The organism is Streptomyces sp. ITFR-21 (genome assembly GCF_031844685.1).
Taxonomy (GTDB): Bacteria; Actinomycetota; Actinomycetes; order Streptomycetales; family Streptomycetaceae; genus Actinacidiphila.
In genome coordinates, this window is sequence record NZ_CP134605.1 from 543,506 (window position 1) to 566,817 (window position 23,312).

Below are 23,312 nucleotides of genomic sequence, written 5' to 3' on the forward strand. Positions count from 1 at the left end.
CCGGAGAAAACCGGAAGGAAGACGCCGTGCAGACCCCCTTTCAGACCACGTTCCGCGAGGCGCGCGACACCCTCGTCCCCGATCCGGCCGGGCCGCACGGTCCGCTGCCGCCGCTGCTGTTGGGGCTGACGGTGGTCACCGGTCTGGTGGACGCCTTCAGCTATCTGTCGCTGGGCCATGTCTTCGTCGCCAACATGACCGGAAACGTCGTCTTCATGGCGTTCTCGCTGGCCGGCGCGAGCGGCTTCTCGGTACTGGCGTCCGTGCTGTCGCTGCTGTCGTTCACGGCCGGGGCGGCGGCCGGCGGGGTGCTCGCACAGCGGGTGACCGCGCACCGGGCCCGACTGCTGCTCGGGGCGACCGTGGCCCAGGTGGTGCTGGTGCTGGCCGGCTGGGTGATGAGCCGGCTGGTCGACCTGCCGGCCGGCGGCGGCGACCGGTGGACGCTGATCCTGCTGCTGGGACTGGCGATGGGCCTGCAGAACGCGGTGGTACGCCGGTTGGCGGTACCTGATCTGACCACGACCGTGCTGACCTTGACCATCACCGGCATCGCGGCGGACGCGCGGTTCGCGGGCGGCGCGTCGAGCAGGTCCGGGCGGCGGCTGCTGTCGGCGCTGGCGATGTTCCTGGGGGCGCTGGCCGGGGCCGCGCTGATCGGCCACGGCCACGCGGATCTGCCGCTGCTGCTGGGCGCGGTGGCGCTGGCCGCGGTGGCGGCGGGCCTGCTGCCGCACCGGCGGTCGGCGGCGGCCTGGACCGGGTGAGGCGCCCGGCTCTCTCCGCTCCCCCGCTTCCCCGCCCGGCCGGCGGGGACCGGGACCCGCGGCTCTTTCGTGACGGAATGTGACCGGGCGGCGTACGGCGGACGCGCGCCGGGGCCGGGGCAGGCGTGCCGGCCCCGGCCCGGCTTCCTGGCCTCCTTACGGGCGTTTCTTTCGGCCGTGCGGGACAACCGGCGCCGCCGGGGGAAGAAGGAGAGGGGCACGCCTCCGTGCCCGCCACGCTCCGACCGACTACGAGGTGTGAGGTCCCGCCGTGCGCCAGCCGAGCATCCCTCCTGAGCCGAGGACCCCCCGCACCGCCCCGGCCGCCGCGCTCTCCGGTCCGGCGGCCGCGCGCGCGGCGGCCCGCCGCCCGGTGCTCTGCGCGGTCGCCCTCGGCGTGCTGGTCGCCGTCGCCGCCTGCGGTAACGGCGGGGGGACGACATCGGCGACCTCCACCCCCGCCGCGCCCTCCTCGTCGGCCACCGCAGGCGGCACCCCCACCACGACGGGCTCGACCACCACCGCCTCCGATACCGCCGCCCCGTCCCCTTCGGCCTCCGCGTCCGGTGGCGCGACGCCGGTGCCGCCCGTACCGACCGCCTCCGGATCCGGCTCCACCGAGCCCGCGGCGAACTGCGTGGACCGGGCGGTGGCCGCCATGTCGCGGGCCCAGCAGGTCGGGCAGCTGTTCATGACGGCGGTGACCACCTCGGGCCTGACGTCCGCCGAGGCCACCGCGATCACCCGGGGCCGGGTCGGCGCGGTCATCCTGATCAGGCACACCGCCGGGGGAACCGCCGCGGTCAAGCCGGTGGCCGAGCGGGTGCAGACGCTGGCCCCGCGGCTGGAGGGCGGCGTCACGGTACGGATGCTGGTCTCCACCGACCAGGAGGGCGGCCGGGTCCAGGTACTCAACGGGCCGGGCTTCTCGGCGATCCCGAGCGCGGTGTCCCAGGGGACGTGGTCGGCGTCCCGGCTGCGAAGCAGCGCGGCCGGCTGGGGGCGGCAGCTGGCCGCCGCCGGGGCCAACATGAACCTCGCGCCGGTCGGCGACACGGTGCCGCCCGGCCTGAAGGACGTCAACGCGCCCATCGGCAGGCTGGACCGCGAGTTCGGCGACGACCCGGCGACCGTGGCCTCGCACAGCACCGCCTTCCTGCGCGGCATGCTCCAGGCCGGGGTGATCCCGACCGTCAAGCACTTCCCGGGCCTCGGCCGGGTGACCGGCAACACCGACCTCACCGCGGACGTGGTGGACGGCACCACCACCCGCACCGACCCCTTCCTGCGGCCGTTCCGCGACGCGGTGCACGCCGGGGTGCCGTTCGTGATGGTCTCCTCGGCCGTCTACACCCGTATCGACCCCGGACACCAGGCGGTCTTCTCCACCGCGGTGATCCGCGGCCTGCTGCGCGGCTCGCTCGGCTTCAAGGGCGCGGTCATCTCCGACGACCTCGGCCAGGCCGTCGCGGTCAGCGACCACACCCCGGCCCAGCGGGCGCTGGACTTCATCGGGGCCGGCGGCAACATGGTGCTCACCGTCAAACCGGGCGACATCGCGCCGATGACGGCCGCGGTGCTCGGCCGGATGGCGGACAACGCGGCCTTCCGCAAGGACGTGGCCGACAGCGTACGGCGGGTGCTGACCGCTAAGCGGAACGCGGGACTGCTGACCTGCGGCTGACGGCGAGGGACCGCGGCGGGCGGAGGCGGGCGGGCAGAGGCGGGCGGGCGGCGTGGCCGCCGCAGGCCGGTGACGGCAGGTGGCGGCCCGGCGCGACTGGCTGCCCGCGCACCTGGTCTACGAGCGGATGGGCGCCGCCTACGACACCTTCGGTGACGCGGACGGCGCGATCAACGGCACCGTCGCGCTGGGCCCGGAGGCGGTCCACGACCCGGCTTCACCGGCTTCCACCGGCTGGAGTAGGGGCTGTGGCACGGGGAGTGCGCGAAGGCGCTGCGCGCCCCCGCCGACCGGCTGGCCAAGGACACCGGCGCGCTGCGGGACGGCTGGTCCGACCAGCGGATGGACCCGGCCGACATGGGTCTGCGGGCGCACGAGATCATCGAGAACGCCGAGCAGTTCGAGCTGACCGGCCGCACCGACTACGGCAGCGGTACCAACCTGGCCACCGCGAGTGCCAACATCGACGGCACCCGGCAGATCCTGGCCGAGCTCACCTCCCTGCTGGTGCCGCGCGACGCCGGCCTGGCGCAGCTCGACGCCTCGCTGGACCGCGCCCAGCAGGACCTGGACGCACGGCACCACGGCGGGACCTGGACCCCGCTGGCCGAACTGACGCGCGCCCAGCGCGAGCGGGTCAACGCCGACTTCGGCGATCTGCTGGAACGACTCGCCCCGGTGGCGGCGATCTTCGAGGTACGGAGGACGGCATGACCGACACGCACGAGCCGACCGGCACCGGCGACCTGCGACGGCGCGGGTTCCTGCGCGGCGCCGCGCTGGGTGTGGGCGCGGTCGGCGCGGTGGCCGGCGGCGCGGCGCCGCTGGCCGGCGGTACCGCCTCCGCCAGCGCCCCCGCGCCGTCCGCGCGGCGCGGCGCCGACTTCCACGGGCCCCACCAGGCCGGTATCGCCGAACCGGTGACGCGGTCCACCGCGTTCCTGTCCTTCGACGTGACCGCGGCCGACCGGCGGGAGCTCACCGAGCTGCTGCACACGGTCACCGACCGGGCCCGTTTCCTGGCCACCGGCGGCACGCCCGCGCAGCTCGGCATCACCGACTCCCCGTCGGACAACCGCCAACGGGGCCGTCCGCCCGGCCTCGTGACCGCGCCCTGACGGCGCGGTGGGCCCCCGCCCGCGGGTGGGACCCCACGCACCCGCACGGCCGAGGGGCCGCCCCGGCAACCGCGGGGGCGGCCCTTCGGATGACCGCCCGTCACACCGGTCCCACCCGGCCGTCGTGCTCTTGCGTTCACGATCTGAAGACATGCCAACGCCCAGCCGGACGGCACGACCTCTTTGCCGGAATTGGTGAAGCTTCTCCGTTTCCCGGATCCCGCCTTGTGCACAACTCTTGACATGGATGAAACACAGGGAGAAACATCACGGTGTGCATGGGGAGAGCGCTCTCACTCGGCAACCGGAGTGTGCTCGCCCACAGTTCATCATGATCACGGCATCTCGCCGTTCCACCGGTCACGGCGGAACGGTTATCCACTTCTGCCCCCACCTGTGGAACCAGGAGAGTTGCTCATGCTCGCTCCCCCCACCGACTCGGCGGCACCGAGACCCTCGGTGCTGACGGGCCGGCGAAACGTCGTAGCGGCAGTGCTCACGGCGCTCGTCGCCTCGCTGCTGCTCTTCGTGCCGATGCGCTCGGCGCACGCGGCCGACACCCTGCTCTCGCAGGGCAAGACCGCGACCGCCTCCTCCGCCGAGAACGCCGGCACCCCGGCGTCCGCGGCGGTCGACGGCGACAACGGCACCCGCTGGTCCAGCGCCGCCGCCGACCCCCAGTGGCTCCAGGTCGACCTCGGCGCCACCGCGCACATCGGTTCCGTCACCCTCAACTGGGAGGCGGCGTACGCGAAGTCGTTCCAGATCCAGACGTCCGCCGACGGCACGAACTGGACCGGCATCTACTCCACCACGACCGGCACCGGTGGAAACCAGACGGTTTCCGTAAACGGTTCCGGGCGTTATGTCCGTCTCTACGGGACGGTCCGCGCCACCCAGTACGGCTACTCCCTCTGGGAGTTCCAGGTGTTCGGCACCGTCGACGGCAGCACCACGCCGCCGGCCGCGGGCACCCTGCTCTCGCAGGGCAAGACCGCCAGCGCATCCTCCACCGAGAACGCCGGCACCCCGGCGTCCGCGGCGGTCGACGGCGACAACGGCACCCGCTGGTCCAGCGCCGCCGCCGACCCCCAGTGGCTCCAGGTCGACCTCGGCGCCACCGACACCATCAGCCAGGTGGTGCTCAACTGGGAGGCCGCGTACGGGAAGTCGTTCCAGATCCAGACGTCCACCGACGGCACGAACTGGACCAGCGTCTACTCCACCACAGCCGGCACCGGCGGCGTCCAGACCCTCAACGTGACCGGCTCCGGCCGCTACGTGCGGGTCTACGGCACAGCTCGCGGCACCGGGTACGGCTACTCGCTGTGGGAGTTCCAGGTCTTCGGCACCGCGGGCAGCGGTGACACCGGCGGCACCGGGCCGACCAGCCCGCCCACCGGCCCGATCCAGGGCGGCGGCGACCTCGGCCCGAACGTCAAGGTCTTCGACCCGTCCACCCCGAACATCCAGGCCCAGCTGGACCAGATCTTCGCCCAGCAGGAGTCCAACCAGTTCGGCACCCAGCGCTACCAGGTCTTCTTCAAGCCGGGCACCTACGACGGCCTGAACGACCAGGTCGGCTTCTACACCTCGGTGTCGGGCCTCGGCAAGAACCCGGACGACGTCCAGATCAACGGTGACATCACCGTGGACGCCGGCTGGTTCAACGGCAACGCCACCCAGAACTTCTGGCGTTCGGTGGAGAACCTGGCCATCAAGCCGGTCAGCGGCACCGACCGGTGGGCGGTCGCACAGGCGGCCCCGTTCCGCCGGATCCACGTCGAGGGCGGCCTGAACCTGGCGCCGAACGGCTACGGCTGGGCGAGCGGCGGCTACATCGCCGACAGCAAGATCGACGGCACCGTCGGCCCGTACTCGCAGCAGCAGTGGTACACCCGCGACAGCTCCATCGGCGGCTGGGTCAACGGCGTGTGGAACATGGTGTTCTCGGGTGTCCAGGGCGCTCCGGCGCAGGGCTTCCCGAACCCGGTCTACACGACGCTGAACACCACCCCCGAGTCGCGTGACAAGCCGTACCTGTACCTGGACGGCAACAACTACTCGGTGTTCGTGCCGAACCTGCGCACCAACGCCAGCGGCGTCGACTGGCCCAACACTCCGGGCACCTCGATCCCGCTGACCCAGTTCTACGTGGCGCACCCCGGTGACTCCGCGGCGACCATCAACGCCGCGCTCGCCCAGGGGCTCAACCTGCTGCTCACCCCGGGCATCTACCACGTGGACCAGGCGATCAACGTCACCCGCGCCAACACCGTCGTCCTCGGCCTCGGCTACGCCACGGTCATCCCGGACAACGGCGTGGACGCGGTGAAGGTCGCCGACGTGGACGGCGTCAAGCTGGCCGGCTTCCTGATCGACGCCGGTGCCGGCAACTCGGCCCAGCTGCTCCAGGTCGGCGCGCCCGGTTCGAACGCGAGCCACGCGGGCAACCCGACCACCATCCAGGACGTGTTCGCCCGGATCGGCGGCGCGGGCCCGGGTCAGGCCCAGACGGCGTTCGAGGTCAACAGCAACGACGTCATCATCGACCACACCTGGCTGTGGCGCGCCGACCACGGCGCGGGGGTGGGCTGGACCACCAACCCGTCGGACTACGGTCTGCGGGTGAACGGCAACAACGTTCTGGCCACCGGTCTGTTCGTCGAACACTTCGAGAAGTACGACGTGGAGTGGGCGGGACAGAACGGCAAGACGATCTTCTTCCAGAACGAGATCGCCTACGACGCGCCCAACCAGGCGGCCATCCAGAACGGCAGCATCCGCGGGTTCGCGGCCTACAAGGTGGACGACAACGTCACCACCCACGAAGGCTGGGGACTCGGCAGCTACTGCAACTTCACCGCGGACCCGACGATCATCCAGGACCACGGGTTCGAGGCACCGACCACCGCGGGCGTGAAGTTCCACGACCTCTTGGTGGTCTCGCTCGGCGGGATGGGCCAATACGCCCATGTCATCAACGACACCGGCCCCGGCACCTCGGGCACCGGCACGACCCCGTCGACGGTGACGTCGTACCCGTAAACGGCTGACGGCGGCGGCGCGGTGACGCGCCGCCGGCAGGGCCGGGTAGTACCAGCATGAGGGGCCGTCGCCCTGCCAAGGGCGGCGGCCCCTCGGCATGTCCGGACCAGGAGGCTGATTCGGGATCGTACATAAACCACGGGGATGCGGTGCTCATGACCCACCGCGGCAGCCGGGTTCAGGCACGGTCGTGGTGGTCAACAGCGGTTCCGCGGTGACCATGCCGTGGGCCAACGGCGTCCGCGGCATCATCGAGAACTGGTACCCCGGCCAAGAAGACGGCACCGCCATCGCCCGACTCCTCCACGGCGACGTCAACTTCCCCGGCAAACCCCCCGTACCCCTCCCACAGAGCCTGAACGACATCCCCGCCCACACCACCCCCCAGTGGCCCGGCCAGAACAACACCGTCCAACACACCGAAGGCCGCAACATCGGCTACCGCTGGTACGACAGCCAGAACAAAACCCCGCTCCACCCCTTCGGCTACAAACTCTCCTCCACGACCTTCGACTACCCCGCTCTGACCGTCTGCCAGCCGGACACGAACGGAAACGTCACCGCCGCCTTCGACATACAGAACACCGGCACCAAAACCGGCACCGAAATCACCCAGGCCTACCCAGGACAACCGGCCACCACCGGCAAACCACCCAAAAACCTACGAGACCTCCAACGCGCCACCCGCAACCCCGGCCGAACCCGGCACATCACCCTCACCCTCAACGCCCGCAGCCTCCAGTACTGGAACAACGGCCGGACCAACGCCACCGGCACCGACACCGTCTCCACCGGCTCCTCCTCCCGCGACATCCGACTCACCGGCACCACCACGATCCCCACAAGCGGGGGCATGACGCCGCCCGGCCAGACCACCCCGATCACCTTGCGGGCGCACGCCAACAACCAGTACGTGACGGCCGAGAACGCGGGCGCCGCCGCGCTGATCGCCAACCGCACGGCGATCGGCCCCTGGGAAAAGTCCGACCCGATCCACGACTGACGGTCCACGCACAGCCGGCCCCCTCCCCGTACCGCGGTGGCCCCGTCCCCCCGGACAGGGCCACCGCCCCTGGCACGTACAAGAGTTGTACGGGAGGCAGGCGCCCGGCGCACGGCCCGCGCTCCGCGGCGGGCGGGAAGGTGGTGCCTAGGGCCGGTCGGCCGGGCGGTCCATGCCCTCGGCGGAGCGGGCCGCGAGGACGGCCGGGGCGCCGGCGGGGTGGACGGGCGGGTCGAAGTAGCAGCGGATCGCGGTGCCGTCAGGGCCGGTGTACTGGCGTACCAGGTCGGCGAGCTGGTGGACCATCAGCAGGCCGCGGCCGCCCGGCCGGCCGGGCGGGGGGACTTCGCGGCCGGCCAGCGGGTCGCCGATCCGGCCGCCGTCGCGGACCTCGCAGGCCAGCCGGCCGTCCTCGGCCCACAGCCGGATCACGCCCGAACCACCGCCGTGCAGCACGCTGTTGGTGGTCAGTTCGGAGACCGCGAGCGCCACGTCGTCCAGCCGGGTCCCCCGCAGCCCCAGCCCGCCCGCCACCCGCACCGCGAACTCCCGGGCGCCGCGCAGCCCTTCCCGGTCGAAGGTGAGGCGGTCGGCGTACGGCGGTACGGCCAGCGGGGTGTTGTAGGACGCGGCAGCCCGCTCGGGCGCGTACCCGGCGCTGGTCCGCTCCCGGCCGCCCTCGATCACCGCCGGGTGGGTGGCGCGGGCGTCGGCGAGCGCGCGGGCGGTGAGCCGCTCGGCGTCGTAAGGGCACAGGATGGTGACCGGGCAGCCGTGGAAAGCGGCGTTGGTGAGTGCTTCGTGCTGGACGCAGGCGGGGTATTCGAGGTCGGTGCGGCCGGGCCACACCGGCTCCCCGACGATCCGTATCCGGCGGCCCGGCGGCTGGGCGTCGCAGAAGGCCCGCAGCACACCGGGGATGATCCGGCCGGGGTTGCGGCCCGCCGCGGCCATGTCGGTGAAGCGCACACCGGCCGCGTCGGCGCCCAGTGCGGCGCGCAGCAGCGCCAGCCGGTCAGGCGGTACCGCCGCCGCGACGGGTTCCCCGACGGCCAGTCCGGCGCGGACGAAGGCGGTGGTTCCGGCCAGGTACTCGGCGTCGCCCCGGTAGAAGAGCGCCGGATGAGCGAAGGCAGCGGTCATCGCGTCCCCGCGACGGCGGCGACCGCCGCTGTACCCCGTGTGTCCCCGGTCACCACTGCGTCGGCCCCTTTCGGACATGTGTGCTGACGCCGCCAGTATGCGCCTGCCCCTGACCACGTCGACGCCGGGGACCGACGCCGCGGTTGCGGCACCGTGACGGCGCCGTCACGGTCCCGGGCGCCGTGGCCGCGCCGGCGCCGCGGCCCGCGCCCCTCCGCGCCGGTCCAGGACCCCCGCCGCCGACCGCCGCCCCGGCCGCTCACCGCTCACGGCTCACGGCTCACAGCTCACAGCTCGGCGATGGCCAGGAACGCGGCGGCGAGGCTCTCGCTGTCCTCGCGGGTGACCGCGCGGTCGATCGCGGGGACGAGGTCGCGGCGCTCGTGCGACAGGTACTGGTACATCGTGGTGAGCGCGCCGTCCACGGTCAGGGTGCGGGTGTCCTCGGGGTGGCGGTCCATGAGGGCCCGGTCCAGGATGCTCTGGATCAGGTCGCCCTCCTGCCGGTCGCGCTCGACGAGACCCACGGCGACGTCGTGCCGGAGCAGCACCTTGCGGACCGTAACCTCCTTGGCGGCGCAGTGCCGGGCGAAGGTGTCGGCGAGCGGCCGCAGCTCCTCCGGTTCGACGGTGCCGCGCATCCGCACGTCCTCGACCATGGCCAGCAGCATTCCGCCGGAGGTGGTCAGGCTCGCGCCGAGGCCGGTCGGCACCCGCTCCCCGTTGCGGCCGTAGACGGCCTCGGGGGCGGCCGCCGCGCCGGGGTCGTCCCGGTGCCGGCGGTGCGGCCAGGGGAAGGTCCGCCCGCGCGGACGGTCCGCCGGCCCCGCGGCCGGCCTCTCCTCCCGCTCCGCAGGTCCCGCCCGCTCCGCCTGTTCCCGCCGCTCCGGCCGGCCCGGCTGCTCCGGCCGACCCGCGGCCGGGTCCGCCGACCGCTTCCCGTCCGCCGACCGCTTCCGACCGGCCGGCCCGGCCTCGTCGGCCGGATCCAGCCGCCGCGCGCCGCCCGGCCGCTCGCAGCGGTCCCGCAGGCGGCCCCTCAGCCTGCCCCGGCCGCTCCGGCCCGGCTCGTCGCGTTCGCTCGCTGCTGCCATCGCACCGGCTCCTTCCGTACTCGTCCGCGGGTGCGGTCCCGTGGGGCGGCTGCCCCGGGGACGCGCCCCCGCCGTCCGTGCCCGCCGTCACTGCCGGTCGCCGTCAGTGCCAGTCGTCCTCCCCGGCTCCCGGCTCGTCCGGGTCGCCGACGACGTGAACCGCGGCCTCCTCCGCGGAGGCGGCGCCGCCGTCGATGCCGATGTCCTCGCCGCTCACCCCGTCCAGCCTCTGGTGGGCGCCCTCGTCGGGGCCCACCAGCCGGCCGGAGCGGCGGTCGCCGACCTCGCCGTCGAGCAGTTCGCCGTCGCTGTCGCTGCTGTCGCCGAGGTCGTCGCCCTCGTACGGCTGCTCGTCGGGGATCTCCCGCCGCAGCCTGTCGTCGAGGGACTCGCCGCTGTGCTGCTCGTCGGCGGTGGTGCCGGTGTCCTCGACGCCGAGCGGCCGTTCCGGCGGCGAGTAGCCCTCGTCGAGGACGTCGTCCACACCGCGGTCGTCCAGCGTGTCCTCCGGTTCCAGCGGCCCGGCGTCCTCGCGGATCTCGCTGTCGTCCGGCTGGTAGACGTCGTCGCCCATGCCGAAGTCGGCGGACCGGTTCATGTCCTCACCCCCACTTCCCGCAGTACCGCCCGGTTGAAGGCGTCCAGGTCGTCGGGCTTCCGACTGGTGATCAGCGTGTTGGGCCCGTTGTCGCAGACCACGACCTGCCGGTCCGTCCAGTCGCCGCCCGCGTTGCGGATGTCGGTGCGCAGACTGGGCCAGGACGTGAGGCTGCGGCCGCGCACCACGTCGGCCTCGATCAGGGTCCACGGCGCGTGGCAGATCGCCGCGACCGGCTTGCCCGCCTCGAAGAAGGCGCGGGCGAAGGCCACCGCCTTCGGGTCGGTGCGCAGCGCGTCGGGGTTGGCGACGCCGCCGGGCAGCACCAGCAGGTCGAAGTCCTCGGCCGCGGCCCCGTCCACGGTCAGGTCCACCGGGAAGGTGTCGCCCTTGTCCAGGTGGTTGAACGCCTGGACCGTGCCGGACGCGGTGGACACCAGTCGCGGGGTCGCACCGGTCGCGGCGAGGGACTGCCAGGGGGAGGTGAGTTCGATCTGCTCGACGCCCTCCGGCGCCACCAGGAATGCGGTTCGCACGGACGATCACGTCCTCTCGCGTGTCGATCGGTCGTTCGGAGCAGGGCCGGACCCGCCAGGGATTCCCGGCCCTCCCCCGCTACGGGCGGCGCCTACCCGGGCCGCCTTACCGAAAACGGGCCCGGTGGATCACCCCTGTCGTCCATCATCTGCCGTCCGCCGGGACTTCGCCCGGCCGGACGGACACGGCCCGGCGGACACGGCCCGGCGGACACAGCCCGGCGGAGACGGCCGGGGAACGCGGCGCAGAGGGTCGCGAGGGCGGTACGGCCGCGAGGGCGCCGGCCGGCCGACGACGGGTACGGGGCCGGCCGGCGCCCGGCTCAGCTGTCCTCGGGGTTGCTGCGGTGCCTGGCCCACAGCGGCAGGGCGAACCAGCACAGCGCGAACCAGCCGACCATCGCGCCGACCAGCCACGCCGCCCAGGTGTCACGGACGGCCACCCGCAGCACCAGCAGCAGCGACGACGCCATGGTGCACAGCAGCAGCACCAGGCCGAGCACGGTCAGCCGGGACGCCAGCACGACCGTCTCCGGCTTCAGCCGGCGGCCGGTGAGCAGCCGGTGCATGGCCACCGGGCCGATCAGGGCGCCCGTGGTGGCCGCACCCAGCAGCACCGTGACGGTGTAGAGGTGCCGGTCGGTGCCGGACAGGTCGGTGAAGCGCTGCTGGAAGACCACGGTCAGCAGGAAGCCGAAGAGGATCTGCACCCCGGTCTGGGCCACCCGCAGCTCCTGGAGCAGGTCGCCCCACCGCCGGTCGGCGCGCTCCTCGGAGGTCTCGTGGCGGCCGGCGTCCTTCCACCGGTGCGAGGCACCCCCGTCGTCGCCGTGCTCCGTCATCGTCGCCGCGCTCCCTCCGGGACGCCGGGAACGGCGTCGGGTGTCCGCGGTCCGGGCGCGATCAGGTCCAGCAGCGCGTCCGGCCCGCCCGCGGCCAGGGCGCGCCGCTGCCGGGCGGCCCCGGTGCCGTCGGTCAGCAGCCGCTCCACCCCGGCGCCGATCCGTTCGGTGTCGCCGAGTTCGGCGAGCGCCGGGCCGATGTGGCCGAGCAGGGCGCCCACCACGTCGGCCGCCGGGGCGGGGGTGCCCTGCCGGGGGTCCACCAGGCCGTCGGCCAGGCCGTGGCGCGCGGCGTGCCACCCGGCCGCATACAGGACGCTACTCGGCGGGTCCAGCGGGCGCGCGCCGCGCCGCGACTCGCGCAGCGCGGTCGCCACCAGGGCGCGGGCGATCCCGGCCAGGGTGACCGCGCTGTCGACGTCGAGCTGGACGTCGGGGGTGCGGACCTCCAGCGTCGGGAACTCCTCGGACAGCCGGGCGTGCCAGTAGAGCTGGTGCCGGTCCCGGATCACGCCGGTGGCCAGCAGCGCGCCGACCCGGCGCTCGTACTCCACACCATCGGCGAAGAAGGGCGGCGAGCCGCTGACCGGCCAGCGGCCGAAGACCACCGTGCGCCAGCTGGCGAAGCCGGTGTCGCGGCCGTCCCAGAACGGCGAGTTGGCGCCGAGGGCGACCAGCACCGGCAGCCAGGGCCGGAGCCGGCCGAGCGCGGAGGCGCCCGCCGAGCGGTCGGGTACCGCCACATGGACGTGCATGCCGCAGATGAGCTGCTCGTCCACCAGCCGGCCCGCGTCGACCCGCATCTCGCGGTAGCGCCGGGTAGGGGTGACCGGCACCAAGGTGCCGTCGCTCAGCGGGGCGCCCCCCGTGGCGGCGAGTCGGCAGCCGGCCCGGTCGGCGGCGGCGCCGACCGCCTGCCGGAAGCGCGCCAAATGGCCGGTCACCTCGTCCAGGCCGGTGCACACCGGGGTGGCGACCTCGATCTGGGCCAGCAGCAGCTCGTTGTCCACTTCGTCCCGGCCGAGCACGGGTTCGAGGTCGGCGGCGGCCTGCACCTGCGCGGCGCGCGGCGCGGGCAGTCCGGTCTCGCGGTCGAGCAGCAGGTACTCCTCTTCGACGCCGAGGGTGGCGGTCGGGATCGTCGTCATGCGGGTGGCCTACCCCGGATCCCCGGCGCCACCGGGCTGGCGGCGCCCGCCCTGCCGCAGGCGGCAGGCATGACCGGCGGCGGCAACGGGCACCCGTCTGTGCGTATATCCGCCGGAGCCGGGAGAAAAGGACCGCACCGTGGGCTCAGCGCAGACCTCACCGTCCCAGCCGCAGGACCCCGGTCCGCCGACCGGTCCGCGGGACCGGCCGCGAGGCGGCCGGGACCGCCGCTGGCCGGCCCTCGCGGTCTGCCTGACCGCGAGCTTCATGACGCTCCTCGACGTGAGCATCGTCAACGTCGCGCTGCCGTCGATCAGGACCGGTATCGGCGCGTCGCAGAGCGGTCTGCAGTGGGTGCTGTCGGGTTACGCGCTGACCTTCGGTCTGGCGCTGGTGCCGGCCGGACGGCTGGGCGACGTACGGGGCCGGCGGCCGGTCTTCCTGACGGGTCTGGTGCTGTTCACCGCGACCAGCGCGCTGGCGGGCGCGGCGCAGAACGAGACGTGGCTGGTCGTCGCGCGGCTGCTGCAGGGCGCGGCCGGCGGCGTCCTGGTGCCGCAGGTGTCGGGCTTCATCCAGCAGATGTTCCGCGGCGCCCAGCGCGGCCGGGCGTTCGGCCTGCTCGGCGCGACCATCGGGGTCTCCACCGCGGTCGGCCCGCTGCTCGGCGGCCTGCTGATCCAGGCGTTCGGCACCCATGAGGGCTGGCGCTGGGTGTTCTACGTGAACCTGCCGATCGGTCTGGCGGCGCTGCCGGTGGCGCACCGGCTGCTGCCGGCCCCGCCGCGGCCGGAGCCGGGCCGACAGCGGGCCCGCAGCGACCTGGACCCGGTCGGGGTGCTGCTGCTGGGCGCGGGCACCGTCGTGCTGCTGCTGCCGTTCGTGCAGGAGCAGCAGTGGCCCGGTCCGCAGAAGTGGCTGCTGGTGCCGGCCGCGCTGCTGGTCCTGGCCGGCTTCGTGAGGTGGGAGCGGCGGTACGCGCGCGGGCACGAGCCGCTGGTGGACCTGGCGCTGTTCCGGCAGCGGTCGTACGCGTTCGGGGTGCTGCTGTCGCTGCTGTACTTCGCGGGTTTCACCGCGGTCTTCTTCATCCTGACGCTGTACCTGCAGAACGGGAAGGGGTACACCGCGCTGGAGGCGGGCCTGTCGATCATGCCGTTCGCCCTGGGGTCCGGTGGGGCGGCGGCGGTGGGCGGCCGGGTGGTGACCAGGATCGGCCGGCCGCTGGTGGCGGCGGGGCTGGTGATGGTCGTCGTCGGGCTGCTGGGCGCCGCGCTCGCGGTCCATCTGGACGCCGCCCGTTCGGTGGGCTTCGTGACGGCGGCCCCGCTGCTGCTGGCCGGGCTCGGCAGCGGCCTGGTCATCTCGCCGAACCAGACGCTGACCCTGGCCGAGGTGCCGGTGGCGCGGGCGGGCAGTGCGGGCGGGGTGCTGCAGACCGCGCAGCGGATCGGGTCGGCGGCCGGCATCGCGGCGGTCGGGTCGGTCTTCTTCAGCCGGGTCGACGGCTCGCACGCCGACTGGTCCGGCGGCTTCCAGCTGGGTCTGCTGACCGCCGCCGGGCTGGCGCTGCTGGCCCTGGCCGTGGCGCTGGCGGACGTCTTCACCGCCCGCCCGGACACCCCGCGGGGCGGGGCGCGGGGGCCGGGCGCCGGGCGGCGCTGAGGGCCCGCTACGCCACCCCGCGCGGCCGGAACTGGACACTGATCCGGCCGCCGACGTCCGCCCGGGTCTTGGGGACCGCGTGGTCCCAGGTGCGCTGGCAGGAGCCGCCCATGACGATCAGGTCGCCGTGGCCGAGCGGTGTGCGGACGGTCGCCGGGCCGCCGCCGCGCGGGCGCAGCAGCAGCGGGCGGGGCTCGCCGAGGGACACGATGGCGACCATCGTGTCCTGGGCGCCGCCGCGGCCGATGCGGTCGCCGTGCCAGGCGACGCTGTCCCGGCCGTCGCGGTAGTAGCACAGGCCGGCCGACACGAAGGGTTCGCCGAGTTCGGCCGCGTAGTGGGCGCAGAGCCGGGCGCGGGCCTCGGTGAGGACGGGGTCCGGCAGCGCGGCGCCCGGGGCGTAGTGGGCGAGCAGGCGCGGTACGGCGACGACGTTGTCGTACATCCGGCGCTCCTCGGCCCGCCAGGGCACCTCGGCGGCCAGCCGGTCGAAGAGGGCGTCGGCGCCGCTCAGCCAGCCGGGGAGGGTGTCGATCCACGCGCCGCGGCCGAGTTCGGTGCGGCGCAGCCCGTCCAGGGTGCCGAGCGCGGGGGCCCCGGTGCCGAAGAGGGACGCTTGCTGGTGGTGCATGAGTGCCACCTTACCGCACGGCTCGTACATTCGTTCGAATAACCGTCGGACAGGGGGCACGACCGGGCGGCGCGCCGCAGGATGGAGCCATGCTCTTCGCCGACGTCGCCCGGGTGTCCCGGGAGATCGCACGGACCTCCGCGCGGTCCCGCAAGACCGTGCTGCTCGCCGAGTTCTTCCGGGCCGTCGAGCCGGCCGACGTGCACGTCGCCATCGCGTACCTGGCCGGCCGGCTGCCGCAGGGCCGGCTCGGCGTCGGCTGGGCCGCGCTGCGCGACCGTCCCGCGCCCGCCGCGCAGCCGGCGCTGACCGTGGCGGCGGTGGACGAGGCGCTGACCGCCGTGCGCCGGGCGGCCGGCGGCGGCTCCCAGGCCACCCGCAGGACGCTGCTCCGGGAGCTGTTCGGCGCGGCGACCGGGCCGGAGCAGGAGTACCTGCTGGGGCTGCTCACCGGCGAGGTGCGGCAGGGCGCGCTGGACGCGGCGGCCGTGGCGGGGCTGGCCGCGGCCACCGACGCGCCCCCGGCGGACGTGCGCCGCGCGGTGATGCTGGCCGGCGCCCTGGAGCCCGTGGCGGTCGCGCTGCTGGCCGGAGGGGCGGCGGCACTGGACGACTTCGCGCTGACGGTGGGCACCCCGCTGCTGCCGATGCTGGCGGGCAGCGCCAAGAGCGTGGCGGAGGCGGTCGCCAAAGCGGGCCGCTGCGCGGTCGAGGAGAAGCTCGACGGGATCCGGGTGCAGGTGCACCGCGACGGCGCCGGGGTGCGGATCTTCACCAGGACGCTGGACGAGGTGACCGCCCGGCTGCCGGAGATCGTCGAGGCCGCCGCCGCGCTGCCCGCCGAGCGCTTCGTCGTCGACGGCGAGGTGCTGGCCTTCGACGGCGCCGGCCGCCCCCGGCCCTTCCAGGAGACCGCGGGCCGGGTCGGCTCCCGGGTGGACGTGACGGCGGCGGCCAGCGCCATGCCCGTGCACGCGGTCTTCTTCGACGTCCTCGCCGTGGACGGCCGCGAGCTGCTGGATCAGCCCTACGACGTCCGGCACGCGGCGCTGGCGGCCCTGATGCCGGCCGAGCTGCGGGTGCGGCGGTCCGTCGTCACCGACCCCGCGGACCCGGCGCAGCTCGCCGCCGCCGAGGACTTCTTCACCGCCACCTTGGACCGCGGCCACGAGGGCGTCGTCGTCAAGGCCGCCGGCAGCGGGTACGCCGCCGGGCGGCGCGGCGCCGCGTGGCTGAAGGTCAAGCCGGTGCACACCCTGGACCTGGTGGTGCTGGCCGTGGAGCGCGGGCACGGCAGACGCGCCGGCCGGCTGTCCAACCTGCACCTGGGCGCACGCGACGAGGACGGCTCGTTCGTGATGCTCGGCAAGACCTTCAAGGGCCTCACCGACGCGCTGCTGGACTGGCAGACCGAGCGGCTGGGCGCGCTGGCGGTCGACGACGACGGGTACACGGTGACAGTCCGCCCCGAACTGGTGGTGGAGATCGCCTACGACGGGGTGCAGACCTCGCCGCGCTACCCGGCCGGGCTGACCCTGCGGTTCGCCCGGGTGGTCCGCTACCGCGAGGACAAGACCGCCGCGGAGGCGGACACCGTGGCGGCGGTCCGGGCGGCGCACACCGGAGGCTGACCGCCGGGGCGACCCGAAGGCGGTTGCCCGCGGGCCTTGCCGGGTACCCGAAGGGTCGACCTGCGACAGGAGGCGAATCCCATGGCCCCGACACAGCGCGACGTGGTGCGGACCCTGCTGGACGACCACGGACACACGTACGCCGAGGAAGCGGGCATCACGCTCAAGGACACCCCGCAGCCGCTGTACCGGCTGCTGGTGCTGGCGAGCCTGCTCAGCGCGCCGATCCGGACCGGTGTGGCGGTGGCCGCGGCGCGGGAGCTGGACCGGGCGGGCCTGCGCGACCCGCGGCGGATGGCCGGCGCCACCTGGCAGGAGCGCGTCGACGCGCTCGGCCGCGGCGGCTACCGGCGCTACGACGAGCGCACCGCGGCCCAGCTCGGACAGGGCGCGGAGCTCACCGCCGAGCGCTACGGCGGCGATCTGCGGAGGCTGCGCGAGCGGGCCGCCGGGGACCTCACCGAGATGCGCCGCGAGCTGCGGGAGTTCCCGGGGGTCGGCCCGGCCGGCGCGGACATCTTCCTGCGCGAGGCCCAGTCGGTGTGGCCGGAGGCCGCCCCCTACCTGGACTCCAAGGCACTGGATGGCGCCCGCCGGCTGGACCTGCCCGACGCCCCCGCCGCGCTGACCCGGCTGGCGGACGGCGCCGAGCCCGCGATCCTGGCAGCGGCCCTGGTCAGGGTGACGCTGGACAAGGGCGCGGCGGGGAAGGTCCTGGAGCACGCCGGCCGCTGAGCGCGGCCCGCCGCCGGACCCGGGCGGCCCCCGGAGTCCGGGGGGCGGCTACATCTGGGCGCCGACCGCCACCAGCAGCACCGCGGGACCCACGGTGAGCCAGGTCAGGTAGTCCCCGAGCAGGCCCGAGTGCAGCCGCCGGAGCGGGACGACCAGCCGCCGGTCGCCCGCGACGGACAGCGCGGTCCCGGCGGTGGCGGCCGGGCTCAGCAGGCTGAGGCCCAGCAGCCACAGCCCGGTGTGGGCGATGGTGGAGAAGGCCAGCAGCCGCTTGAGGTGCCGCTGCTGCCAGCACATCACCGCCCCGGTGAGCGCGGTCAGCACGCTGAGCGCGGCCATGGTGCGGGTGAAGTCCGCCGCCGGTACGCCGCCGGGGCCGCCGAAGACGGAGAGGTAGACGCGGGCGACGCCGTACCCGCCCAGCTCCACCATCACCCCGGACATCAGCATGCACACCGGGGTCGGCGCCACCGCGTGCGCGTCGGGCAGCCAGAAGTGGAACGGCACGGTCGCGGACTTCACCAGCATGCTGGCCATGACGAGCACGAAGGCGGTGACAGTGAGCGCGTCGGCCCGGTGCCCGGCCAGCGCCGCGCCGGTCTGGGTCATGCCCAGCTCGCCGGTGCGCGCGTACAGCAGGCCGATGCCGAGCAGCGAGACGTACGCGGCCAGCGAGTTGACCACGCCGAAGGTCAGCGCGCCGTGCAGCGGGCGGGGGTCCTCGATGCGGTAGCCGGTCAGCGCGTACGCCACGACACCCATCAGCTCGCAGAACACGAAGGCGTTGAACAGGTCGCCGGTGAGCGCGAATCCGCACATGCCGGCCTCGAAGAGCAGCAGCAGCGCGGGGAAGGTGCCGCGGTGGCCGGCCGGCGGCTCGTCGAAGTACCGCCAGGAATAGCCGAGTACGGCCAGCATCAGGGCGGCGACCAGCAGCGCGAGGCCGATGCCGAACCGGTCGCCGACCAGGACGACGCCGACGCCGTGCCCGTCGTGCAGGGCCCAGCCCCCGGCCCAGGACACCACCCCCTGGTCGCCCTCCTCCGCGCGCCCACAGCAGGCCGAGGTTCGCGGCGGTCAGCGCGGCGAACGCGGTCGCCAGGGCGTCGTTGGCGCCGCGCGGCAGCAGCTTGCCGCCCACCACCAGCAGCGCGGCGCCGATCAGCGGGACGGCGACGGTCAGCGGGAGCAGGTCCGCCGTCGTCGGCACGGGCGCCCCTCAGCCCCTCAGCTCGGTGAGCTCTTCGGGGTCCACGGTCCCGGCGCGCTTGCGGATCTGGATCACCAGACTGAGCAGCAGCGCGGTCACGGTGGCGCCGACCACGATGTCGGTGAGCACCAGCGCCTGCACCACCGGGTCGACCACCGGGGTGCCGACCGGGATGTCGGAGAAGACCGGCGCGGTGGCGCCGCGCCGGTAGCCGACGCCGAGCAGCAGCACGTACCTGGAGGACTGGGCGACGGCCAGGGAGCCGACGGCGTGCACCAGGTTGCGGCTGGTGACCATTCCGTAGACGCCGACCAGGAAGATCCAGCCGGCCGCGAGGAAGGGCAGTACGGTCACGGGCCGGCCTCCGGGTCCGGGCTCGGCCGGTCGTCACCGGGCGAGACGATCTCGACCGCCTGGTCGAGGAACCGGGCGATCAGCACGATCACGCCGGAGGCGACCTCGATCCCGACGGCGGCGTTCACCAGCGGCACCAGCCCGGCGGACGACAGCTGGTTGAAGGTGCCGAGCGGCAGCACGTCGCGCAGGTAGGCGGCGCCCGCGACGAGTCCGGCCAGGCCCAGCGCGCGGAAGGCGCCGGCGCCCACCGCGTCCAGCGCGGAGAAGACGGCGAGCGGCCGGACCCGGCGTCGAGGGCCAGGGCGAGGCAGACCAGCGGCACCCCCAGGCTGCTGGCCGGCGCCAGCGCGTGCAGCCGCGTGTACGGGGTGGGCGGCGTGACCACCGCGACCGTTGCCAGCAGCAGGGCGGCCCCGCCGCACACCAGCAGGGCCAGCGCGGCCTCGTGGCGTACCCCCATGTCAGCCCCGCCCCCGTTCCTGCGCGCGGCGCCACGCGCACAGGGTGCGGCCGCCGCCGCCCAGGCAGCGGGCGAAGACGAGAGCCGCGCCCACCCCGCATCCGGGCCTGCGCCCGGTTATACCGGGCGGTCCCGGCCGGGTCCGCGTCCCGGCCGGGACACGCCGGCCCGTGCCACTCCGATGCCACGGGCAGCGTCTGTCCCGGACTCCGCCGCCGAAACGCACCGGCTCCGGCGGCTCACCGCCCGCCCGGCCGCCGGGCCGCGCGGGGGGCGCTCGACGGTTGCCGGGCCGCGCTCACCGGTTGTCGAGCCGGAGCCGCGCCTCCTGTTCCTGGTCGCCCGCCGCCGTGCCGACGACCTGTACCGCGAACGCCTCGGCCAGGCTCTCCCGCAGTCGGTCCACCGCCCGGTAGCCGCCCTGGGCGGTGACGGTGACCGGCTCGGACAGCCGGGCCGGTCCGGGCAGGCCGATGGTCCGGGAGACGTCGTAGGTCGCGGTCCACACGGTGGGCAGGCCGCTCTTGTCGTCCGCGGGCTCGTGGTCCAGGGCCCGGTCGGACGGGAAGCTGGCGCTCAGCGCGGTGAGGACGGTCTGCGCGTCCTCCTTGGCGCAGCTGTCGAGGGTGACCGCCACCTGGGCGGCGGGGTCTGCTGTCTGGTCCTGCGCGGTGGTCACGATGGTTCCTTCCGGAAGGCACAAGGGGAGGGGCCGGGGGTGGGACGGGTGGGGGGCGAGGGGGCGGGAGCGGTCACAGGGCGTCCCGCAGGGCGGGCAGCAGCGTCGTCTCCGCCCACCGGATGAACGGCTCCTGCTGGTCGCCGCCGACCTGGATGAGGGCGATCTCGTCGAACCCGGCGGCGGCGTACGGCCGTACCGCCTCGACGAAGGCGTCCACGTCGTCGCCGCAGGGGATGGAGGCGGCGACGTCCCGCGGGGTGACGGACGCGGTGGCGCCGGCGAAGGAGGCGGGGCCGGGCAGTTCGGAGTTGACCTTCCAGCCGCCGCCGAACCAGCGGAACTGGTCGTGCGCGCGGGCCACGGCGGCGCCGTGGTCGGTGCCGTAGCTGACCGGGAGCTGGCCCACCCGGGGTTTGCCCGTCCCTCCGTACCGGTCGAACGCCTCGATCAGCTCGGCCGCGGGCTGCACCGCGATCACCAGGTCGGCCTCCCGGCCGGCCAGCGCGCAGGACCGGTCGCCGGAAACGGCGACCCCGATCGGCGGCGGGATGTCGGGCAGGTCCCACAGTCGGGCGCCGCGGACGTCGAAGTGCCGGCCGCGGCGGGTCAGCTCCTCGCCGCCGAAGAGCGCGCGGATGATGGCGACGGCCTCCTCCAGCTTCTCCAGCCGGACCGAGGCGGCCGGCCAGCCGCCGCCGACCACGTGCTCGTTGAGGTTCTCACCCGAGCCGAGGCCGAGCCGGAACCTCCCCTCGGACAGCAGCTGCACGGTGGCGGCCTTCTGCGCGACCACGGCCGGGTGGTAGCGGGTCGTCGGGCAGGTCACGTACGTCATCAGCGGGATGCGGGTGGTGGCCTGGGCGGCGGCGCCGAGCACACTCCACGCGTAGGGGGCGTGGCCCTGCGAGGCCAGCCAGGGGAAGTAGTGGTCCGAGGTCACGGAGAAGTCGAAGCCGGCCCGTTCGGCGGCGACCACATGGTCGACGAGGTCGCGGGGTCCGGACTGCTCGGTCATCATCGTGTACCCGATTCGCACCATGGTGAGCGCATTTCCGGTTCGGGCCGGGCAAAACCCGGGGTTGCTGCGAACGGGGGTGCCGATCCGCCCGGGTGCGGGCCGACCGGGTGACGCGGGTCCGGCAGAATCGGGGGATGCCCCGGAAGTCTTCGCGTACCCCAGGTCCCGCCCCGCACTCCCGTGCCGGCGCCCCCTGCCCCTGCGGGCTCGGCGCGCCCTACGGCGAGTGCTGCGGCCCCTTCCACTCGGGGCGGGCCGCCGCGCCGACCGCGGAGCGGCTGATGCGGTCGCGGTACAGCGCCTTCGCGGTGGGGGACGCCGGGTACCTGCTGCGTACCTGGTCGGCGGGAACCCGGTTGGGATCGCTGGACCTGGACCCGCGGGTGCGCTGGACCGGCCTGGAGATCCTGGGCACGACCGGCGGCAGCGCCTTCCACCGCGAGGGCACGGTGGAGTTCGTGGCGCGCTGCCGGGTGGGCGCCGAGACCGCCGAGCAGCGGGAGAACAGCGCCTTCGTCCGCGAGGACGGCCGGTGGGTCTACGTCGGCGGGGCGGGCTGAGCGGGAGGCGCGCTCAGGCGACCGGGTCGCGGGCGTCGTAGCGCGGGAAGCCGCGCTGGAACAGGCCGATCAGGGTGATCGCGAGGACGCAGGCCAGGCCGCCGCCGACCACGGCGGCGGTCGGCGTGAACAGGTCGGCGGCCGAACCGGCCAGGAAGTCGCCGAGCCGCGGGCCGCCGACCACGACGACGAGGAAGACGCCTTGGAGCCGCCCGCGCATGTCGTCGGGGGCCGCGGCCTGGAGCATGGTGTTGCGGAAGACCATGGAGACGGTGTCGGCGCAGCCGGCCAGCGCGAGGAACAGCAGCCCCAGCCAGAGGTCGCGGGTGAGGCCGAAGACCGCGACGGCGGCGCCCCAGGACCCGATGGCGACCAGGACCGCGAGCCCCTGGTGGTGGACCCGGCCGAGCCAGCCGGAGAAGACGCTGCCGAGCAGCGCCCCGACGGCGGGCGCCGCGGCGAGCAGCCCGACCGTGCGGGTGTCGCCGCCGAACCACAGGCCGGCCACCGCGGGGAAGAGCACCCGGGGCTGGGCCAGCACCATGGCGGCGAGGTCGGAGACGAAGGTGGTGCGCAGGTTGGGGCGGGCGCCCAGGTAGCGGAGCCCTTCGACGACCGAGGGCCGGCGCCGTACCGCGGGCGCCCCGGGCCCGGCACCGGCGGCGGGCCGGGCCTCGGGCAGCATCGCCGGCAGCCGCCACATCGCGTACAGCGAGGCGGTGAACGCCGCGGCGTCGATCAGATAGGCGGCCTGGTAGCCCCAGAAGCCGACGAAGACGCCGCCCAGCATGGGGCCGGCCATCTGCCCGACGCCGCCGGCCAGCGAGGCCAGCGCGTTGGCGGCGGGCAGCTGCTCGGGCGGCAGCAGGCGGGGGATCATCGAGGACCGGGCCGGGGCGTTCATCGCGAAGAAGACCGCCTGGAGGGCGACGATCGCGTACAGCACCGCCACCGACCTGAGGTCGGCCACCGCCACCAGGGCGAGCGCGAGGGACAGCAGCGTCAGCGCGGTCGAGGTGGCCAGTCCGAGCCGGCGCCGGTCCACCACGTCCGCGACGGCCCCGCCGTACAGCCCGAAGGCGATCAGCGGGACGAGGGAGAACAGCCCCACCAGGCCGACGTAGAAGCTGGAGCCGGTGATCGCGTAGACCTGGAGCGAGACGGCCATGGCGGTCATCTGCTGGCCGATGTACGAGACGGTGTTGCCGAACCACAGCCGGCGGAAGTCGGCGTGCTCCCGCAGCGGGGAGACGTCGGCGAGCACGCGCGGGAGCCGGGACCCCCGTCGCGCGGACCGCGCCGGGGGCACCGGATCGGGTATGCGGGAGCCGGATGGCGCGGGGTCCCCGCGGCGGTCCTTGTCACTGTCGAGCACGGGGAA

At 74.5% G+C, this 23,312-nt stretch carries 23 protein-coding genes and 2 pseudogenes; 10 read left to right on the plus strand and 15 right to left on the minus strand.

Features of this window, described 5'->3' with window-relative positions; all coding sequences use genetic code 11:
• The first annotated feature begins 26 nt into the window (after nucleotides 1-26).
• Entirely contained in the window at nucleotides 27-767 is a 741-nt protein-coding gene (locus RLT57_RS02435; RefSeq protein ID WP_311295703.1) for a YoaK family protein, read from the plus strand.
• A 249-nt stretch (nucleotides 768-1,016) separates the two neighbouring features.
• On the opposite strand, the gene RLT57_RS02440 is transcribed toward RLT57_RS02435, so the two are convergent.
• Nucleotides 1,017-1,460 (minus strand): hypothetical protein, encoded by a 444-nt coding sequence (locus RLT57_RS02440; RefSeq protein ID WP_311295704.1) that lies wholly within the window; start codon nucleotides 1,458-1,460, stop codon nucleotides 1,017-1,019.
• Between RLT57_RS02440 and RLT57_RS02445 the strand changes: the two genes are divergently transcribed.
• The 5 genes from RLT57_RS02445 (at nucleotide 1,426) to RLT57_RS02465 (ending at nucleotide 7,620) form a co-directional block, all read left to right on the plus strand.
• The gene (locus RLT57_RS02445; protein WP_311295705.1) at nucleotides 1,426-2,451 is read left to right on the plus strand and encodes a glycoside hydrolase family 3 N-terminal domain-containing protein; all 1,026 of its coding nucleotides are present in this window, start codon (nucleotides 1,426-1,428) and stop codon (nucleotides 2,449-2,451) included. The two genes, RLT57_RS02440 and RLT57_RS02445, sit on opposite strands and share 35 nt — an antisense overlap.
• Before the next feature lie 315 nt (nucleotides 2,452-2,766).
• The gene (locus RLT57_RS02450; protein WP_399129745.1) at nucleotides 2,767-3,165 is read left to right on the plus strand and encodes an EfeM/EfeO family lipoprotein; all 399 of its coding nucleotides are present in this window, start codon (nucleotides 2,767-2,769) and stop codon (nucleotides 3,163-3,165) included.
• A complete protein-coding gene (locus RLT57_RS02455; RefSeq protein WP_311295707.1) occupies nucleotides 3,162-3,569 on the plus strand; it encodes a Dyp-type peroxidase domain-containing protein in 408 nt (135 codons plus the stop codon). The genes RLT57_RS02450 and RLT57_RS02455 overlap by 4 nt, the downstream gene beginning before the upstream one ends.
• 417 nt (nucleotides 3,570-3,986) lie before the next feature.
• Nucleotides 3,987-6,617 (plus strand): discoidin domain-containing protein, encoded by a 2,631-nt coding sequence (locus RLT57_RS02460; protein WP_399127892.1) that lies wholly within the window; start codon nucleotides 3,987-3,989, stop codon nucleotides 6,615-6,617.
• A gap of 124 nt (nucleotides 6,618-6,741) precedes the next feature.
• On the plus strand, nucleotides 6,742-7,620 hold the full coding sequence (locus tag RLT57_RS02465) for a glycoside hydrolase family 3 C-terminal domain-containing protein (RefSeq protein WP_311300543.1): 879 nt from the start codon (nucleotides 6,742-6,744) through the stop codon (nucleotides 7,618-7,620).
• A 147-nt stretch (nucleotides 7,621-7,767) separates the two neighbouring features.
• Here RLT57_RS02465 and RLT57_RS02470 read toward each other — a convergent pair whose 3' ends face one another.
• The 6 genes from RLT57_RS02470 to RLT57_RS02495 all read right to left on the minus strand — a co-directional run bounded on the left by RLT57_RS02470 (nucleotide 7,768) and on the right by RLT57_RS02495 (nucleotide 12,981).
• Nucleotides 7,768-8,763: an anti-sigma factor RsbA family regulatory protein gene (locus RLT57_RS02470; RefSeq protein ID WP_311295708.1), complete on the minus strand. Its 996-nt coding sequence runs from the start codon at nucleotides 8,761-8,763 to the stop codon at nucleotides 7,768-7,770.
• Between the two features lie 287 nt (nucleotides 8,764-9,050).
• Complete coding sequence (locus RLT57_RS02475) at nucleotides 9,051-9,857, minus strand: hypothetical protein (RefSeq protein WP_311295709.1); 807 nt, start codon at nucleotides 9,855-9,857, stop codon at nucleotides 9,051-9,053.
• A gap of 103 nt (nucleotides 9,858-9,960) precedes the next feature.
• Nucleotides 9,961-10,455: a DUF5709 domain-containing protein gene (locus RLT57_RS02480; RefSeq protein ID WP_311295710.1), complete on the minus strand. Its 495-nt coding sequence runs from the start codon at nucleotides 10,453-10,455 to the stop codon at nucleotides 9,961-9,963.
• Nucleotides 10,452-10,991, minus strand: coding sequence for a type 1 glutamine amidotransferase domain-containing protein (locus tag RLT57_RS02485; RefSeq protein ID WP_311295711.1), 540 nt, complete (start codon nucleotides 10,989-10,991; stop codon nucleotides 10,452-10,454). The genes RLT57_RS02480 and RLT57_RS02485 overlap by 4 nt, the downstream gene beginning before the upstream one ends.
• Before the next feature lie 323 nt (nucleotides 10,992-11,314).
• Nucleotides 11,315-11,833 carry a DUF6328 family protein gene (locus RLT57_RS02490; protein WP_311295712.1) on the minus strand — a complete coding sequence of 173 codons (519 nt, stop codon included), beginning with the start codon at nucleotides 11,831-11,833 and terminating at the stop codon, nucleotides 11,315-11,317.
• The gene (locus tag RLT57_RS02495; protein WP_311295713.1) at nucleotides 11,830-12,981 is read right to left on the minus strand and encodes a carboxylate-amine ligase; all 1,152 of its coding nucleotides are present in this window, start codon (nucleotides 12,979-12,981) and stop codon (nucleotides 11,830-11,832) included. Before RLT57_RS02495 ends, RLT57_RS02490 begins: the two co-directional genes overlap by 4 nt.
• Nucleotides 12,982-13,249: 268 nt before the next feature.
• On the opposite strand from RLT57_RS02495, the gene RLT57_RS02500 reads away from it, so the two are divergent.
• Nucleotides 13,250-14,647, plus strand: a complete 1,398-nt coding sequence (locus RLT57_RS02500) for an MFS transporter (protein ID WP_399129747.1) — start codon at nucleotides 13,250-13,252, stop codon at nucleotides 14,645-14,647.
• Nucleotides 14,648-14,654: 7 nt separating this feature from the next.
• On the opposite strand, the gene RLT57_RS02505 is transcribed toward RLT57_RS02500, so the two are convergent.
• Nucleotides 14,655-15,278: an alpha-ketoglutarate-dependent dioxygenase AlkB gene (locus tag RLT57_RS02505; protein ID WP_311295715.1), complete on the minus strand. Its 624-nt coding sequence runs from the start codon at nucleotides 15,276-15,278 to the stop codon at nucleotides 14,655-14,657.
• An 89-nt stretch (nucleotides 15,279-15,367) separates the two neighbouring features.
• On the opposite strand from RLT57_RS02505, the gene RLT57_RS02510 reads away from it, so the two are divergent.
• Both RLT57_RS02510 and RLT57_RS02515 read left to right on the plus strand, forming a co-directional pair.
• Complete coding sequence (locus RLT57_RS02510) at nucleotides 15,368-16,909, plus strand: ATP-dependent DNA ligase (protein WP_311295716.1); 1,542 nt, start codon at nucleotides 15,368-15,370, stop codon at nucleotides 16,907-16,909.
• A gap of 81 nt (nucleotides 16,910-16,990) precedes the next feature.
• The gene (locus RLT57_RS02515) at nucleotides 16,991-17,644 is read left to right on the plus strand and encodes an endonuclease (RefSeq protein WP_311295717.1); all 654 of its coding nucleotides are present in this window, start codon (nucleotides 16,991-16,993) and stop codon (nucleotides 17,642-17,644) included.
• A gap of 165 nt (nucleotides 17,645-17,809) precedes the next feature.
• On the opposite strand, the pseudogene RLT57_RS02520 reads toward RLT57_RS02515, so the two are convergent.
• The 6 genes and pseudogenes from RLT57_RS02520 to RLT57_RS02540 all read right to left on the minus strand — a co-directional run.
• Nucleotides 17,810-18,854: pseudogene (locus tag RLT57_RS02520) on the minus strand (complex I subunit 5 family protein); the annotation flags it as partial.
• Between the two features lie 9 nt (nucleotides 18,855-18,863).
• Nucleotides 18,864-19,208, minus strand: a complete 345-nt coding sequence (locus RLT57_RS02525; RefSeq protein ID WP_311295718.1) for a sodium:proton antiporter — start codon at nucleotides 19,206-19,208, stop codon at nucleotides 18,864-18,866.
• Nucleotides 19,205-19,459 carry a hypothetical protein gene (locus RLT57_RS02530; RefSeq protein ID WP_399129981.1) on the minus strand — a complete coding sequence of 85 codons (255 nt, stop codon included), beginning with the start codon at nucleotides 19,457-19,459 and terminating at the stop codon, nucleotides 19,205-19,207. Before RLT57_RS02530 ends, RLT57_RS02525 begins: the two co-directional genes overlap by 4 nt.
• 92 nt (nucleotides 19,460-19,551) lie before the next feature.
• A pseudogene (locus tag RLT57_RS33225) lies at nucleotides 19,552-19,671 on the minus strand (hypothetical protein); the annotation flags it as partial.
• Between the two features lie 298 nt (nucleotides 19,672-19,969).
• Complete coding sequence (locus RLT57_RS02535) at nucleotides 19,970-20,350, minus strand: hypothetical protein (RefSeq protein ID WP_311295719.1); 381 nt, start codon at nucleotides 20,348-20,350, stop codon at nucleotides 19,970-19,972.
• 73 nt (nucleotides 20,351-20,423) lie between these two features.
• Entirely contained in the window at nucleotides 20,424-21,392 is a 969-nt protein-coding gene (locus RLT57_RS02540) for an LLM class F420-dependent oxidoreductase (protein WP_311295720.1), read from the minus strand.
• Between the two features lie 113 nt (nucleotides 21,393-21,505).
• Between RLT57_RS02540 and RLT57_RS02545 the strand changes: the two genes are divergently transcribed.
• Nucleotides 21,506-21,931, plus strand: a complete 426-nt coding sequence (locus RLT57_RS02545) for a YchJ family protein (RefSeq protein ID WP_311295721.1) — start codon at nucleotides 21,506-21,508, stop codon at nucleotides 21,929-21,931.
• Nucleotides 21,932-21,944: 13 nt separating this feature from the next.
• Here RLT57_RS02545 and RLT57_RS02550 read toward each other — a convergent pair whose 3' ends face one another.
• Nucleotides 21,945-23,252, minus strand: coding sequence for an MFS transporter (locus RLT57_RS02550; RefSeq protein ID WP_311300544.1), 1,308 nt, complete (start codon nucleotides 23,250-23,252; stop codon nucleotides 21,945-21,947).
• Nucleotides 23,253-23,312: the final 60 nt, after the last annotated feature.